Annotated in this window: 15 protein-coding genes; 11 read left to right on the top strand and 4 right to left on the bottom strand. The window is 67.4% G+C overall.

All coding sequences use genetic code 11. The annotated features are described in order from the left end of the window. The first annotated feature begins 76 nt into the window (after positions 1–76). The 10 genes from R3A49_06115 (at position 77) to R3A49_06070 (ending at position 9,727) form a co-directional block, all read left to right on the top strand. The gene (locus R3A49_06115) at positions 77–1,252 is read left to right on the top strand and encodes an acyl-CoA dehydrogenase family protein (GenBank protein ID MEZ5170304.1); all 1,176 of its coding nucleotides are present in this window, start codon (positions 77–79) and stop codon (positions 1,250–1,252) included. A gap of 180 nt (positions 1,253–1,432) precedes the next feature. Continuing rightward, positions 1,433–1,630 carry a hypothetical protein gene (locus R3A49_06110; protein ID MEZ5170303.1) on the top strand — a complete coding sequence of 66 codons (198 nt, stop codon included), beginning with the start codon at positions 1,433–1,435 and terminating at the stop codon, positions 1,628–1,630. Between the two features lie 59 nt (positions 1,631–1,689). Continuing rightward, positions 1,690–3,876 carry a beta-ketoacyl synthase N-terminal-like domain-containing protein gene (locus tag R3A49_06105; protein ID MEZ5170302.1) on the top strand — a complete coding sequence of 729 codons (2,187 nt, stop codon included), beginning with the start codon at positions 1,690–1,692 and terminating at the stop codon, positions 3,874–3,876. Between the two features lie 58 nt (positions 3,877–3,934). Further along, on the top strand, positions 3,935–4,156 hold the full coding sequence (locus R3A49_06100; GenBank protein ID MEZ5170301.1) for a phosphopantetheine-binding protein: 222 nt from the start codon (positions 3,935–3,937) through the stop codon (positions 4,154–4,156). A 77-nt stretch (positions 4,157–4,233) separates the two neighbouring features. Next, complete coding sequence (locus tag R3A49_06095; protein ID MEZ5170300.1) at positions 4,234–4,728, top strand: hypothetical protein; 495 nt, start codon at positions 4,234–4,236, stop codon at positions 4,726–4,728. Beyond that, positions 4,725–5,231, top strand: coding sequence for a GNAT family N-acetyltransferase (locus R3A49_06090; GenBank protein ID MEZ5170299.1), 507 nt, complete (start codon positions 4,725–4,727; stop codon positions 5,229–5,231). Before R3A49_06095 ends, R3A49_06090 begins: the two co-directional genes overlap by 4 nt. 56 nt (positions 5,232–5,287) lie before the next feature. Further along, positions 5,288–6,409 (top strand): ABC transporter ATP-binding protein, encoded by a 1,122-nt coding sequence (locus tag R3A49_06085; protein ID MEZ5170298.1) that lies wholly within the window; start codon positions 5,288–5,290, stop codon positions 6,407–6,409. After that, positions 6,406–7,362, top strand: coding sequence for a sugar ABC transporter permease (locus R3A49_06080; GenBank protein ID MEZ5170297.1), 957 nt, complete (start codon positions 6,406–6,408; stop codon positions 7,360–7,362). Before R3A49_06085 ends, R3A49_06080 begins: the two co-directional genes overlap by 4 nt. Further along, a complete protein-coding gene (locus R3A49_06075) occupies positions 7,352–8,254 on the top strand; it encodes a carbohydrate ABC transporter permease (protein ID MEZ5170296.1) in 903 nt (300 codons plus the stop codon). The genes R3A49_06080 and R3A49_06075 overlap by 11 nt, the downstream gene beginning before the upstream one ends. A gap of 75 nt (positions 8,255–8,329) precedes the next feature. Beyond that, positions 8,330–9,727 carry an ABC transporter substrate-binding protein gene (locus tag R3A49_06070; protein ID MEZ5170295.1) on the top strand — a complete coding sequence of 466 codons (1,398 nt, stop codon included), beginning with the start codon at positions 8,330–8,332 and terminating at the stop codon, positions 9,725–9,727. A 125-nt stretch (positions 9,728–9,852) separates the two neighbouring features. Here R3A49_06070 and R3A49_06065 read toward each other — a convergent pair whose 3' ends face one another. Then, positions 9,853–11,046, bottom strand: a complete 1,194-nt coding sequence (locus R3A49_06065) for a family 1 glycosylhydrolase (GenBank protein ID MEZ5170294.1) — start codon at positions 11,044–11,046, stop codon at positions 9,853–9,855. Between the two features lie 70 nt (positions 11,047–11,116). Here R3A49_06065 and R3A49_06060 point away from each other — a divergent pair, with 70 nt between their 5' ends. Continuing rightward, entirely contained in the window at positions 11,117–12,511 is a 1,395-nt protein-coding gene (locus R3A49_06060; GenBank protein MEZ5170293.1) for an alpha-glucosidase/alpha-galactosidase, read from the top strand. A 24-nt stretch (positions 12,512–12,535) separates the two neighbouring features. On the opposite strand, the gene R3A49_06055 is transcribed toward R3A49_06060, so the two are convergent. From R3A49_06055 to R3A49_06045, 3 genes are all read right to left on the bottom strand, one after another. Then, on the bottom strand, positions 12,536–13,384 hold the full coding sequence (locus R3A49_06055) for an ERCC4 domain-containing protein (GenBank protein ID MEZ5170292.1): 849 nt from the start codon (positions 13,382–13,384) through the stop codon (positions 12,536–12,538). A gap of 113 nt (positions 13,385–13,497) precedes the next feature. After that, the gene (locus R3A49_06050) at positions 13,498–15,147 is read right to left on the bottom strand and encodes an N-6 DNA methylase (GenBank protein ID MEZ5170291.1); all 1,650 of its coding nucleotides are present in this window, start codon (positions 15,145–15,147) and stop codon (positions 13,498–13,500) included. Next, a complete protein-coding gene (locus tag R3A49_06045; GenBank protein ID MEZ5170290.1) occupies positions 15,089–15,745 on the bottom strand; it encodes a restriction endonuclease in 657 nt (218 codons plus the stop codon). Before R3A49_06045 ends, R3A49_06050 begins: the two co-directional genes overlap by 59 nt. Positions 15,746–15,750 lie beyond the last annotated feature (5 nt).

Genomic DNA, 15,750 nt, shown 5'->3' with positions numbered 1-15,750 from the left:
TCAGATGAGGCCGACGATCCTGCTACGGTCTGGGACACATCCGTGAGGATACCTCACTCGCCGAAGGAGCCGCATCATGGCCGGCACCAGCCGCTTCGCCCTCACCGACGAGCAGTCCGCCCTCCTCGACGAGGCCGACCGCTTCGCGCGCGCCGAGCTCTACCCGCTCGCCGAGCGCATGGACAACGACGAGTGGTGGCCCACGGGCATCTTCGAGCGGCTCGGGAAGCAGGGCTTCCTGGGGGCCACGATCCCGGAGCGCTACGGCGGAGCGGGGATGGGGATGCTCGAGTCGGGCCTGGTGCTCCAGGCGTTCTCGCGCTGGAACCATGCGTTCGGGCTGAGCTGGGTCGCGCACGACAACCTGTGCGCCAACAACATCGCGGCCAACGCGAGCGAGCAGGTCAAGGAGAAGTACCTTCCCGGCCTGTGCTCCGGCGAGCTCGTCGGCTGTCTCGGCCTGACCGAGCCGGGCGCCGGATCCGATGCCCTGGGCTCGATGCGTACGCGAGCGGTGCGCGACGGCGACACCTTCGTGATCAACGGCTCGAAGCTGTTCATCACGAACGGACCCGTGGCCGACATCTGTCTCCTCTACGCCAAGACGCAACCCGATTCGGGGTCGAAGGGCATCACGGCGTTCGTCGTCGAGGCCGACACCCCGGGCTTCACGGTGGCCCAGAAGCTCGAGAAGATGGGCTTTCGGGGCAGCCAGACCGCGGAGCTCGTGTTCGACGACATGGTCGTCCCGGTGGAGAACGTGGTCGGCACCGTCGACCAGGGGCACCGGGTGGTGATGAGCGGCCTCGATCTGGAGCGCGCCATGATCGCCCCCATCAACGTCGGAATCGCCGAACGTGCCCTCGAGCTGTCGGTGGACTACGCCGGATCGCGCGAGCAGTTCGGCCAGCCCATCGGCAGTTTCCAGATGGTGCAGTCGCGCCTGGCCGACATGTACGTCTGGGTCGAGACCATGAAGACGTTCTGCTGGCAGGTGCTCGCCGAGTGCGACGGCATCGGTCCCACCGACGCAGGCCACGGCGAGATCCACGCCCGCACGGCGGCGTCGGTGATGTACTGCGCCGACATGTGCAACAAGGTGCTCGACAACGCGGTGCAGGTGCACGGTGGCAACGGTTACATCTGGGAGACCGAGGTGAACCGGCTGTTCCGGGCCACGAAGCTGCTCGAGATCGGCGCCGGCACCACCGAGGTGCGCAAGGGGATCATCGCCGGGGAGCTGCTCGCCTGAGGTGGGCCGTGGGACCGTGGCCCGAACCCGTACAGCACGGCCTTTCCGCATAATCCGGACAGAACCTCTCTATGAGCGTCAAAGGGTTGACAGCGCGTGGTGTGGTGTCTAGAGTCCGAATCCGTCCAACACGCAAAGCAGCGTCGGAACCGTACGGTTGACGGCGCGGGGGGTCACGACGTGACACAGGGAACGAAGACCACCGAGGGCAGGTTCTCGACCGGTACCGGCGACGATCAGGCTCTGACCCGGCGTCGACGCTTCAGGAACCGCGCCACGCTCGCCGCCGCCACCGTCGGTATCGCGGTGCTCGCCTCGGGCTGCGAGCTCTACTGCACCGACGAGTTCAACGGCGTGTGGCAGTGCAAGATCCTCTGAGAAGGGAAGTCCCTGATTTCCCCGGAGGCGTCGGCGGCTTCCACGAATAGCGCGCCCTGATGACGCGACGCGTCGCGCCTTTGGCCGTGCTCGGATACGGGGCCGTCACGCCCGTCGGTCCGACGGCCGACGCGTCATGGTCGGCCCTCGCTGAGGGACGCACAGCGGTTTCATGGGATGGCGACCGGCACGTGGCGCGTGTTCCTCCACTCGACGCCGACGCACGGTCCCCCGGCGCCATCGAGTCGCGCGTCGTTGCCATGGCCTGCCGCTCGGTCGGTGAGGCCTTCGTGGACGCCGCAGCGCGTACCCGACCCCGTAGCGGGGCAGCGTCGTGGGTGGACGATTTCCGCCGAGCGGCGGTCGTGGTCGGAACCAGCGCGGGAGTCCGCACCGAGTGGGACCTCACCGGAGGCGACGTCTTCGACCCGCAGCTGTCCATCGAGGGCGTCGACCTGTTCCACGGCATCGCCACCTCGATCGGCGCGGCCTTCGACATCGAGGGGCCGTGTCTCACCGTGAACACTGCGTGCTCGTCGGGAGCCACGGCGACGTCGGTCGCCGCGTCGCTCATCCGGTCGGGTCAGGTCCCGGCCGCCATCGTCTGCGGCGCCGAGGAGTACACGCCCTTTTCGGCGTGGGGATTCGAGATGCTCGGTGCCTACGCGTCGGAGCCCACCGCGCCCTTCGACGCGTCGGACGGTCTCACTCTGGGAGAAGGAGCAGGCGCCCTGATCCTCGCTCCCGTCTCCGCTCTACCCGACCAGGCACGAGGTCGCGGCTTCCTCGTCGGCGACGCCCTCACGAGCGACGCCCACCATCCGACGGCGCCCGAGCCCACAGGTGCCGGTGTCGAACGCGCCATCCGGCAGGCACTGAGTGCATCGGGCGTCTCCGACTCCGACATCGGCTACGTGAACGTCCACGGAACCGGCACGGCGCTGAACGATGCGGCCGAGTTCGACCTGTTGAGCCGAGTGCTCCCGTCGGGAGCTCTCGCATCGGGGATCAAAGGTGCGACAGGCCACGGTCTCGGCGCAGCGGGTGCGCTCGAGCTGATCGTCACCCTGCGCGCACTCGGCGACGGGGTCGCGCCGCCGACAGCCACGGCGCGACCACACGAGCGTCAGCGCGACGACCTGCTCGTCGGTCACGGCCGACTCGTGCTCGACGGGGAGTCGAAGCTGCCTCCTGACCGTGTCGCCGGTGTCACCATCAACCAGGCGTTCGGTGGCCACGACTCAGCGCTGGTGTGTCTGGGTCCCGAGGCGGATGTCGATCGCCGGTCGGCGAGTGCCGAACCCGAGGAGCGCGTCTCGGTCGCGGGTGCGTCAGCATCCGTCAGTGTGGCCCACGACCTTCTCCCCGGCGCTCTCCTCGAAGCGTGGCCCCCGATCGTGGGCGTGGGCGACGTTGACGAGAACCCCCTCGTGCCGCCCCACGAGTGGATCCGGCTCGACCAGTTGAGTCGCCGGGTCCTGACGGCGGTGTCGGGATCCCTGGAGGCGGCGGACGCCCTCGACGGGACCGAGATCTCTCCGGCGGCGACGGGATGGGGTCTGGCGATAGCCACGGAGAAGGGTCCCGTCGATTCCTACGAGAAGCTCCACAGGGCGATCACGCGGGGACGTACACCGAACCCGGCGATCTTCCCGAGGCTCGTCGTCACGGCGGCCGCGGGAACCGCTGCCCAGGCCTGCGGCCTGACGGGCCCGCTGCTCACGTTCACGGCCGGGCGCAACGGTGCGATCGGGGCGCTCGAGTACGCCCGCCACCTCGTGGCCACCGGCGTGGTCGACGGCATGGTCGTTGCCGGAGCCGACATGGATGCCGGGTACCTCCACGACGACCCGGCGAAGCCCGACGCACGACGTTTCCCTGATGTCGGCTTCCACGGCGTCGCTGCGGTCGTTCTCACGAACGATGCCCGCAGCGACGGCCCGCTCCTGAAGCGGATTGCGATGCGCAGCTGTTTCGACCGCGACGGCTGGAAACCCACCTCGGACCCCACGCCCTACGAAGGGATCGCCGGGGCCCTGGAGCCGGCAACGGCCGCCACCGTGTACACACACGAATGGCAGGAGACGGCGTTCGACACCGTCCCGGTTCCGTCCGCGTACGGGGCAATGGCTCCCCTGATTCCCGTCATGGCGAGCTACTCCGCCGGCGGTTCCGAGGACGTCGTGTGCCTCTCGGCCGACGAGCTCGGATCGGTCGCCGGCTACCGACTCGGAAAGCGTGAGTGACACCCGTGGAAGCACCGACACAAAGAGCGGCCCGGTAGGCGAAGACAGGAGCATTCGAATGAGCACACTCGAACAGAGCGTCGGACTTCTGTCGATGCTGACGGGGATCGAAGACCTGAAGCCCGCGACACCCCTGGGCGAGATCGACTCCCTCACCGTCGTGGAGTGGATGTTCGCGATCGAAGACGAACTCGGCCTCGACGTCGACATGGAGAGAGCCGACAGCCTCGGCCCCGACGACACGGTGGAGTCGGCCGTCCGGGCGATCGTGGTGTCGTGACAGAAAGCGAATCCGACCCGGTCGACCTCCGAGGACGTGTCGCCCATCTGCGACCCGCCTGCGAGGATGATCGCGAGTTGGCCCGCACGCTCACATCCGACCCGGTGGTCGCTCGTCAGTGGCGCTACCAGCCACGAACCCCATCGCGTCAGGACGCGTACGACATCATGATCGGTGCGACCGACGCTGCGTTCGTCGTCTGTTCCAACAGAGGTGACCGCGACGTGGGAATCGTCAACTTCCTCGGCCTCAACCTGGCAGACCGTCGGGTGTTCTACGCCGTCGCCCACCTACCCGAGGTCCGCAATGCGGGATGGCCGATGGAGGGAACGGGGCTCGCCATCAACTGGGCCTTTCGAACGTGGCCCGTCAACAAGGTCCAGGGCGTCGTCGAGCGTGCGACGCACGCCGGCAAGGCGGCACGCGGAGCTGGGCGCCTGTTCGAGGTGGAGGCCGAGGTGCCGTCGATGGTCTATTCCGACGGCACCTGGGACGACCTGCTTCTCGTGGCGACCACTCGCGAGCATTGGCAGGCGTGGAAGGACGGCGTTGGGCGACCGGGGGATCCATGACAGCCGACGTGCAGATCGGGCCGGCCGCCGAGCACCACTACGAGGGAATCCACGACATCGTCCTGGAGGACGACGTCTTCCCGTTCTCCTTCTGCCGGCGGCGGGTCCCGAGCGACGCCGAGTTCCTCACGCTCCTCTGGACCGGATGCCTCGCTCTCTACGTCGCGACGCTCGGTGACGACGACATGCCGGTGGGTTTCGGCCGACTCACGTCCTCGTACAACTACGAACTCGTCGGCGAGCCGTTCGTCGCCGTGTCTCAGGCGGAGCGTGGCAAGGGGATCGGTGGGGCGCTGCTCGACGAGCTCACACGGGTCGCCTCGGATCTCCTCGAACTCCGGACGCTCATCGGCAAGGTTCCCGAGGCGCACGCCCCGCGCGACGTGTCGGGAATCTGGAGAAGGCGCGGCCAGCTCAGGAACGAGGTCTACGTCTCGGGGGAACCGACCGACCTCGTGATCTTTTCCGCACACCTGCGAGGGGAGCCGGGCGAGGGAGACTGAGGCACGTACCGCTCGCTCGAACGTATGCTCGCCCCTCCGGAGGAGCAGGGGGACTCGTGGGCAGCGTGGTACTGGAGGAGGTCACCAAGCGTTTCGGTGACACGGTCGCCGTCGACGACCTCAGCCTCGAGATCCACGACCGGGAGTTCCTTGTCCTCGTCGGCCCGTCCGGCTGCGGGAAGTCGACGGCGCTGCGCATGATCGCGGGTCTCGACGACCCGACCGACGGCATCGTGCGCATCGACGACCGAATCGTCAACCACGTCGAGCCCAAGGACCGCGACGTGGCCATGGTGTTCCAGGACTACGCGCTGTACCCGCACATGACCGTGCGGAGGAACATCGAATTCCCGTTGCGAACGAAATCGATGGAACGCGAGGAGCGCCGGCGGGTCGCCGAGGAGGCCGCCGGAACCCTCGGCCTGACCGACCACCTCGATCGCCGGCCCGCACAGCTCTCGGGTGGGCAGCGCCAGCGCGTGGCCCTCGCCCGTGCCATCGTGCGCCGGCCCGAGGCTTTCCTGATGGACGAGCCCCTCTCCAACCTCGACGCCAAGCTCCGTGTCGCGACGCGTACCGAGCTCGTGGATCTCCAGCGCCGGCTCGGCATCACGGTCGTCTACGTCACCCACGACCAGGTCGAGGCGATGACGATGGGGGAGCGGATCGCGATTCTCAACGACGGGGCACTCGAACAGGTCGGGCCTCCCGCCGAGATCTACCGTCGCCCGGCGAGTGTGTTCGTGGCCCGGTTCATCGGCAGTCCGCCGATGAACACGGCGACGGGGTCGGTGCGTGGTGAGCCCGGGGCGCTCCGTGTCGCGCTCGCCGGTGGAGACGTCGCGTTGTCGCCGACCCAATCCCAGATCCTGACCTCCTCCGGTTCATCCGAGATCGTGGTGGGCATCCGCCCGGAGCACGTGACCGTCGTCGAACCGCCGGACCACGATGAGCACGATGAGGGCGCGCGAAGCAGCGTTCAGGGGTCGGTCCTGAGCGTGGAGGTCCTCGGCTACGAGCGGCACGTGATCTGCCGACTCGACGACAGAGGCACGATGATCGCGCGGATCTCGATGGACGGACCGGAGCCCGCGATTCGCTCCACGGTTCGGCTCGGGCTCGACACCGAGAAGCTCCACTTCTTCGACCCGGCGACGGGCGAACGGATCGACCTGTGAGCGGGCGAGCGGAGCCGACATCCGCGACCCCCGCAGAGGTCCGGTCCTGGATGGAGCGGGCCCGACGTCGGCGCCGGATGCGCCAGAGCGGGCTCGCGCTGCTGATGCTCTCCCCGTCACTCCTCATCTTCGCCGTCTTCGTCTTCTACCCGTTCTTCCGGAACTTCCAGCTCGCCTTCTACCGGACTCCACCATTCCCCGGGTTGCCCAAGCAGTGGGCCGGCCTCGACCAGATCACCGACGTCCTCGGATCCGAGGCGTTCCGCAACAGCGTCTGGGTGACCGTGAAGTTCGCCGTCCTCACGGTCCCGACGGGGATCGCCCTCGGTCTCGTCCTGGCCGTTCTCGCCCACCAGAAACTGCGGGGGATCACCGTGTACCGGACGATCTTCTCGTCGACCGTGGCGACGTCGGTCGCCGTGGCATCGGTGGTGTTCCTGACGCTTCTCAACCCGCAGATCGGCCTCGTCAACTACTACCTCGGCCGCGAGGGCGCGCAGAGCCTGCTTCAGGACCCCACCTGGGCGCTTCCGATGGTGGCGCTCGTCACGATCTGGCAGAACCTCGGGTTCACGTTCATCCTCATGAGCGCCGCCCTCCAGGCGATCCCCGACGAGATGCTGGAGGCTGCCGAGGTGGACGGCGCCGGGCCCACACGGCGCTTCTTCCGCGTCACCGTCCCGCTGTTGTCTCCCACGATCTTCTTCGCCTTCGTCGTCGGCACGATCTCCGCGTGGCAGGCCTTCGGCCAGATCGACCTGCTGACCCAGGGCGGTCCCGGCGGGAGCCAGGGAGCGACGAACACGCTCACATACTTCGTCTACACCGAGTTCTTCGAGCGCCAGAACGAAGGCACCGCGGCTGTGCTCTCCATCGCGCTGTTCTTCATCGTGCTGGGGCTCACGTTGCTCCAACTCCGTTACTTCGAACGTCGGGTGCACTATGAGCGCTGACGCCGGCACCTTCCAAGGCGTGGAGCCCGTCCTCGACGAGGACCGCGAACGAAGGATCCGCGCAACTCGCCACCGCTATCGCGCCGGTGTCGTTCTCCGCTACACCCTCCTGACCGCGATCGCGGCGGTCGTGCTGTTCCCGGTCTACATGACCTTCGTCAACTCGCTGCTCCCCGCCGACGTCATCGTGGCCAAGCCACCCACGCTGTGGCCCGAGGTCCGCGAGTGGAACCACTACGCGACCGCCTGGACAGACGGAGACCTCGGCCTGTACCTGCGCACGAGCCTCATCGTCACCGCGGTCATCACGGTCGGGCAGGTCGCCACGTCTGTCTTGGCGGCGTACGCCTTCACCTTCCTCGACTTCCCGTTTCGCCGCACGATCTTCGTCGTCTTCCTGGCGACGCTCATGGTGCCGTTCGAGGTCACGATCATCACGAACTTCAACACGATCTCCGAGCTCGATTGGCTCAACTCGTACCAGGGGCTGGCCGTGCCGTTCCTCGCCACGGGCTTCGGCGCGTTCCTGCTCCGGCAGTCGTTCCTGACACTTCCCCGCAGCCTGGAGGAGGCGGCCCGCCTCGACGGCTACGGCCACTGGCGCTTCCTCGCGCGCGTCGTCGTTCCGCTCAGCCGGCCGGCCATCGGGGCCCTCGCCGTGTTCTCGTTCCTCCTGGCCTGGAACCAGTACCTGTGGCCGCTGCTCGTGGCCGACGACGAGCAGTACCGCACGGTCCAGGTGGGCCTCAAGCAGCTCTCGCAGTCCAACCTGGCGGAGTTCCCGATCACGTTCGCCGGCACGATCCTGGCCGCACTTCCGCTCCTGATCCTGCTCCTCGTGTTCTCCAAGCAGCTCGTGCGTGGCCTCACGGCGGGGGCTGTCAAGGGCTGAGCTCCGCGCCGTCCAGGGTCCCGGCATCAGGCGTCGTAGAGTCCGCAGGGCATCGACAACCCCGGAGGTTTGGTCATGATCCGTCGAGTCGTTCTCCTCGGCCTCGTCGCCGTCCTGGGCGCAGCAGCGTGCTCGGGCGGGAGCGACTCGGGCACCGGCGACAGCGCCGGTGGTCCCGACCCCTCCGAGTGCGGTCTCGAGGCGTTCGAGTCGGCCGACAAGCCTGTCGGCATCACCTTCTGGCACAACTTCACCGACTCCAACGAGGAGGCGCTGGAGGCGATGACCGACGAGTTCAACACGTCGCAGGGCGACGTCACCGTCGATCTCGTGGCGTTCCCCGGGTACGAGGACATCTTCACGAAGTGGCGGGCCGGTATCGGGGGAGGCGACCTGCCGACGATGGCGGTCATGGAGGAGACGACGCTCCAGTCGATGATCGACAGCCGGAGCGCCGTGCCGGTCCAGGCGTGTGTCGACGCCGACGACTACTCACTCGACGACTTTCTGCCGCAGGCCGTCGGGTACTACACCGTCGACGACGTCCTCTACTCCATGCCCTGGCCCGTGTCGAACCCCGTGCTCTTCTACAACAAGACGCTGTTCGAGGACGCCGGCCTCGATCCCGAGGTCCCGCCGGCCACGCTCGAGGAGGTGCGCGAGGTCTCAAAGCAGATCGTCGACTCGGGTGTCGCACCGCACGGCATCACGATTCCCACGAGGGACTTCATCAACGAGTTCTGGTACGCCAAGGGCGGCCAGGAGTACGTGAACAACGGAAACGGCCGGGAAGGCCGGGCGACGGCTGCCCAGCTCGACAACGAGTTCGGCCTCGAGCTCTGGACCTGGTGGAACGACATGGTCGAGTCGGAGCTGGCCCTCCCGACACCCGCACAGGGCGAGAACATCGACCACCTGCTCGCCGTCGGCAACCGCGAAGCCGGCATGACGATCGACGGGTCCGCGGCACTCGGGCCCGCCCTCGACGTCCTCAGCTCGGGGGAGTTCGGGGGTGTCGAGCTGGCGGCGGCCGTGCTTCCGGGGGTCGAGGAGGGCGGCGGCGTCCCCGTCGGTGACGGTTCGATCTGGGTCTCCCAGGCGGCAACGCCCGAACAACGGGGCGCGGCGTGGCAGTTCGTGAAGTACCTGTCCGAGCCGGCGCAGCAGGTGACATTGCACCTCGCCGGCGGATACGTGCCGACACGGCTCTCCGCCATCGACGATCCCGCGGTCCAGGCCCGGTGGGAGGAGGAGCCGGCGTTCCGCTTCGCCGTGGAGCAGCTCGTCGACAGCGAGACCACCCTGGCGACCGTCGGCTCGGTGATCGGCGACTACCAGGGTGTGCGCAACGCCGTCACGAAGGCGCTGGAGGGCATGCTGACCGGCGACCTCACGCCCGAGGAGGCGCTCGCCCAGGCCCAGGAGGAGGCCGACACCGCCATCCAGGAGTACAACACCCGCATCGGCGAATAGCCCCACCCTCGCTCAGGCGGGGACCCGAGACGAGGACAAGCAGTGCGGGTATCCCGCGCTGCCCGAGTCGAGGTAGTGGAACCAGGGCCCGGCGCCGAAGGCGCCAAGAGCGGGAGAAGACTGACTCACGTGGGGAGCTCGCTCGAGCTTGCGATCGATCCCAGCCAGCGTGCACTCGGTTTGGGCGTGCGCTCCTGCGTCGACCGGTCGACCCCGACCAGCCCGAACTTCGGGCCGTAGCCGTAGGCCCACTCGAAGTTGTCGAGAAGGCTCCAGTACGTGTAGCCGCCGACGTCGATGCCGTCGTCGAGGCAGGACAGGACGCCCTCCAGCGCGCGCGTGACGTAGTCGATGCGCCGCTCGTCGTTCTCGTGAGCGATCCCGTTCTCGGTGACGAGCAACGGAACCTGCCCGGCGGCGTCCCAGGCGCGCCGGATCGTCGCCTCGAGTGCCTCGGGCCAGAACTCGTAGCCCATGTGCTCGATCACCTCGACGCCGTCCTCGGGCCCGAGCAGACCGTGGGGCCCGAATCGGGCGCGGCTGTACGTCTGCACGCCGAGGAAGTCGTCGTCGCGCACGGCGTCGAGGTAGGGATCCTCCATCTGCCGTCGGGCCTCCTCGCACTGTGCGATGGCGCTGTCGTCGTCACCCGGTACGGCCTGGTAGTCGGACATGGACAGTGTGAGGCCCACGGGGAAGTCACCGGGGCCGGCCTTGATGGCGTCGCCGGCGAGGCGGTGGGCGCGCCGGAAGACCTCGCCGACGCGTTCCGACTCGGCGACGTCGGTGTGGCCCGGTGGGAACACGCCCAGCGCGTAGCCGACGAACGCCACGATGTTGGGCTCGTTGATCGTGCACGCCCGGCCGATCAGGTCACCGAGCGACGCCGTGGCACGCTCGCAGAACCGCGCGAACGCGTCGGCTGTCGTGGGCTCGGCCCAGCCGCCCCTGGCTGACAGCCAGAGCGGGTTGGTGAAGTGGTGGAAGGTGACGACGGGCTCGACCCCCCGTTCGAGGCAGGCAGCGCACACCCGTCGGTAGTGGTCGAGCGCGACCGCCGAGAACTCCCCCTCGGCGGGCTCGATCCTGCTCCACTCGATCGAGAAGCGGTAGGAGTCGAATCCGAGGTCCGCGAGGAGGGCGATGTCGTCGTCGAAGCGGTTCCACTGGTCGCAGGCGTCGCCGCTCGGCTCGACGCACGGCGAGCCGGCGGCGTGCTCCCACTCCCACCAGTCGTTGTTCGTGTTGCCACCCTCGACCTGGTGCGCGGCCGTGGCCGTACCCCACCGGAAGCCCTCGGGGAACCGTCGCTTCGCCATGGTGCGCCGCAGCGTACAGGCGAACCGCCGCGCCGGACGGCCTCGTCGGGTGTCCGGATAGCCTGCGATCGTGACCGACACGGACCTGCGCCCGATGCCCCGGCCCGTCGTCGTCACGTTCCTGGGCGCCGGGTCCATGTTCTGTCCCGAGCTGTGTCGCGACGTCATGCGGATCCCCGGGAACGTCGGCGGCGAGTTCCGCCTCGTCGACATCGACCCCGTGCGGCTCGAGCTCATGCACCACCTCATCGAGAAGCTGGCCGCGGAGCTCGGGGCGGCGGGGTGGACCGTGTCGAGCACCGTCGACCGACGGGAGGTCCTCGTCGGCACCGACTACGCCGTTTGCTGCGTCGAGGTGTCGGGCCTCGACTGCGTCGGCTACGACAACGACATCCCCTCGGAGTACGGCGTCGACCAGTGCATCGGCGACACCATCGGCCCCGGCGGTCTCTTCAAGGGATTGCGCACCATCCCGGTCTTCCTCGACATCCTGCGCGACACGGCCGAGCTGTGCCCGCAGGCGATCATGCTCAACTACACCAACCCGATGAGCATGATGTGCCTCGCCGCGGCCCGGGCCGTTCCCGAGGTGCCGGTCGTGGGGCTGTGCCATTCCGTGCAGGCCACCCAGGCGATCCTCTCCGCCCGCCTCGGTGTCGCCCACACGGAACTCGCCTGGGCGTGCGCCGGGGTGAACCACCTCGCCTGGTTCACGGATCTCCGCCTCGACGGCGTCGACCAGTACCCGCGTCTGAAGGCCCAGGCTCGCGCCGAGCTCTACGGCGACCCGGCCGGGTCCGACAACGCCTGGCCCGACGACGTCGGGACCGACCGTGTGCGCAAGGACATGATGCTCCACTACGGAGCGTTCATCACCGAGAGCTCCGGGCACCTCTCGGAGTACGTGCCCCACTACCGCCACAGCGACGAGGGCCGGGCCTATCTCGGCGACGGCTACGACGGGGAGTCCCGGTTCTACGCCACCAACTGGCCGGTGTGGCGGGCCGAGGCCGACGAGAAGCGGCGCAGCCTGCTCGACGACGAGGACGAGTTCGACCGCTCCCGGGGCTGGGAGTACGCGTCGTGGATCATCGAGGCCCGCGAGAAGGACGAGCCGTTCCGGATCCACGGCAACGTCCCGAACGCCGCCCCCGACGGCTCGGGCCGGCTCATCACGAACCTGCCGGCCGATGCCTGTGTCGAGGTCGCCTGCATGGTCGACCGCCAAGGGGTCCGCCCGACGCGCTTCGGTGCGCTACCGCCGCAGATGGCACATGTGTGCGCATCGACCATCGGTGTCCACGACCTGGGTGCCACCGCAGCCATCGAGCGCTCCAAGGAAGCCGCGCTGCACGCGTTGCTCCTCGACCCTCTGTGCCGCTCGGTCCTCACGCCCCACGAGACGGAGCAGATGGCCGACGACCTCTTCGCCGCCGAGGCCGACTATCTCCCCGGCTTCAGTTGAGCTGGGTGCCCCACGGCCCCGGACCTACGTTTCGCGCCAGATCCGGGGGGCAGTCGGACCCTCGGGCTCATCGAGGTGGTGGGCGAGGGCGGCTCCCAGGAAGCGGAACGTCCACTCCTCGGCGAGCGGGCGGGTCTCGCAGAAGACGATCGGCACGGTGGGGTAGCGGACCTGGAGCTGCGCGAGGAGATCGGCGAGCCAGCCGCCTCTGACGTGTTCGTTCTTGAACAGGCTGGAGTAGCGTTCCTCGACCACGACGGCCGCTCGCGAATGGGTCGCCAGATCGGCCAGCTGATACGCGAACCCGCCGTCGGTGAGTCCTTTCGAGATGTCCGCCATGCTCTTGCGCTCGACCAGCGCGACGACCTCATCGTCGTGGAGGACGCCGTAGTCACCGACCGGGAGCTTGCCCCGCTCCGCGGCAACCCGTTGCTTGGCGAACTTGTACGGATACCGCTCCCGGGTGTCGACGATGATGGTGAAGTTCGGCAGGTTCGAGGCACGCCGACCCGGAACCCTCACCGACGGGCGGGCCTTCCGGGTGGTCTTCGCACTCTGCCAGAAGATGGCCTCCCGGCCACCCTTCAACCGGGTGAACACGAGCTGGCTCCGGTGTTCCTTGCCACGGTCGAGCACCAGGTCGATGGCGACGCCCTTGCGCACGCATGATCGCACACCGACGTCTTCGAGGATCTCGAGGCTGTCGTGCCACTCGCCCTCTGCCGCCCGGTGGCAGTAGACCTTCGACGTCCGCGGCCACGTCTCCCGGGCCTTCAGCACCAACCCGTGCGGGCCGATCGGGAGCCGGACCAGGAACGGCAACGACGAGTCGAGATCCGGGTTCTTGGCGACGAGAAAGCGGCGTTCCGGCACACCGACAGTATCGACGATCGCGGCAGGCCAGAGTGGCCGGTCGCCGAGGCCCCCAAACGAGATGCCCTCCCGCCGCTGATCCCCTCTGGATCAGGTCGCGTTCATGACGGAGGTCAGATGGTCGTGGTGGTGTCGCGTGCGGTGAAGTCGGTGTCGTCGAAAAGTGACGGCGTCGCCTCGGCCCCGTCCCACTGCTGCAGGAGCTGGCGGACTGTCTGAGCGACTGTCGTGGCATCGCCGTTTGTACCGACCGTCTTGAGCGTGGCCTGTGCGTCCACTTCGATGTCGGCACGGTCGTGGCGTAGAACGGCAGCGAGGTCGATTCGCTGTAGCAGCTTCTTCGTGACGGGTCGCTTGGCATCGACGAAGAGCAACGACGTGAGCAGGAGAGTTGCGGACTCGGACCTCAGCGCGCTGAGAAGAACGGCCGCCTCGGCCGCCGAGTCGCACGGAAGGAAGTACGAGGTGTCGTCGAGTAAGACAGGCCGACTGTCACAGGGACCCACGAGTTGGAACCTCGGGACCTTGTGGAGGCCCGACACTGCGACCTTCCAAGGTGCGAAGGTGTAGGGGCCGATACCGAAGAGGGAGAACATTGCGCGGTTCCGGTAGATCGATGACCTGCGGCCAGCGAAACGTGCGGTGTGGCGCTGCAGGTATGCCCAGAGCCTCGGCGCTGCATAGCGGAGGCCTTTCGTGTCATCGGCCAATGTTCGTTGGGTCACGATGACCCGGCGTGCTGGGCTGCGACCAGCGTTGACGTCCGAACCCTTGAGGAGTGGATACACCCAGTCGTCTTCGACCTCGACTGTCTCGCCGAGTGCGTTGTGGAGCTTGCCCCCGTCGGCGGGGTGGAGTTCCATGACAGCGGCCACGTCGTGCTTGACACCTTGCCGCCACTCGACAGGCGAGGACCCGTCGAATTGCCGCGACGCCGTGTGAGCATCGACGTCGGCAACGAGAGCGCCGTTCACCAAGCCCATTGTGACCACTGGAGAGTTCGCAGCGAGTGAGTCAAAAACCTGGCACCGGTAATTGTGGCTCCTTCCGTCGAGCCGAACCGCGAAGAAACATGCGTCGACCGCCACGCCAAAGTGCTTTCTTGCGTCGATACGCCACAGGAACGACTCAGCCAGGTGCAGCTCCAGGTGAGCTACCAGCGTGAGGACTCGACGCGCGACGGAGGTCTTACACAAGAGTGCGACAGTCGGCTCCGCTCCACGCAACTCTGTCAGTAGTCGCATCCAGATATACTCGGCGACATCGAAGTTCGACTCTCCGGTGAGTGCATCGATACCCCGTACCGAGCGCACGTTCGTACGTTCGGGTATCTGGTTCGAGTCCATGGCGCCGAGGTCTGACAACGTGACCCACGGCGGATTCCCCAGGACGAGCAGTGGACCGTCCGTCTCCCACTGGAGCGTGTTCAGATCGTGGCGGAAGATATCGCCGACCTCGACTCGCCACGTCGTTCCCGTGAGGTCGAACCCTCCGAGGAGGCGGCGGGCAATATCGGCACGCGTGGGCTGTATCTCGACTCCGAGCATCTCCAAGGGCGCCTCGAGGACGGAGGCCGCAGCGAGCAGGAAGGACCCTTCACCGCACGTTGGTTCCAGCACTCGGCGTGTTCCAGGCTGAATCCCCGCCACTACCCGAGTGCACTCGACTGCGAGTTCCCGAGGCGTCTGAAAGTCGCCGAGCTCCTTACGAGACAAGGTCCTCGACACCGTTGTCCTCTCCTGCGTTCGTGATCGCGTGGCCATACTGGAGCCGCCACTGAAGCGCGTTGCTGATCGTGAGGTAACCCTGTGTCGGGGGGTCGTTGAGAACTCGTTCGGCCAGTACGGTCCGACCGGTCTCGTCAACCGGCAGATTCCGGTCCTCCATGAATGCGAGGAGGTCGTCGAGGTTCCCGTCGCGGTCAAGGATCTCGAGGATTCCTCTGGTCGTCTGATAGTCGCCGGTCCTCGATCGATCGATGAACAGTGCGTGGCGCACATCGATCGCCGCGGATTGGGTTTCGTGCGTGTCCGTCTTCTCGTACACGAAAACGAGGAGGTCGTAGCCCAGGCCGAAGATCTTCTGTGCCGCGTCGCGAAACGGACACGACGACTGCGGCTGTTTGATGAATGTCGCCTTCAGATCGACTTCGAGCTCTGGGAAGTCGATTCCACGAGCTGGGTTCCCCGGCTCGTACGCGTACCGCTCTGCGAGGAATTCATTGAAGCTCGCCTCGACCCAGGTCCCCAAGGCTTTGCCGTCCGTCGTTCCATAGAGCTCCGGGATCGGCCTGGAACGAAGTGACTCGGCGAATTCGGTGGCAGCGTTCTTCAAGCGGTTCACATCGAGCGTGCTCGCCATGCCTC

The organism is Acidimicrobiia bacterium, assembly GCA_041394025.1.
Lineage (GTDB): Bacteria > Actinomycetota > Acidimicrobiia > IMCC26256 > JAOSJL01 > JAOSJL01.
Note: the sequence above shows the minus strand (reverse complement) of the source record. Positions and strands in the feature narration are given on the sequence as shown.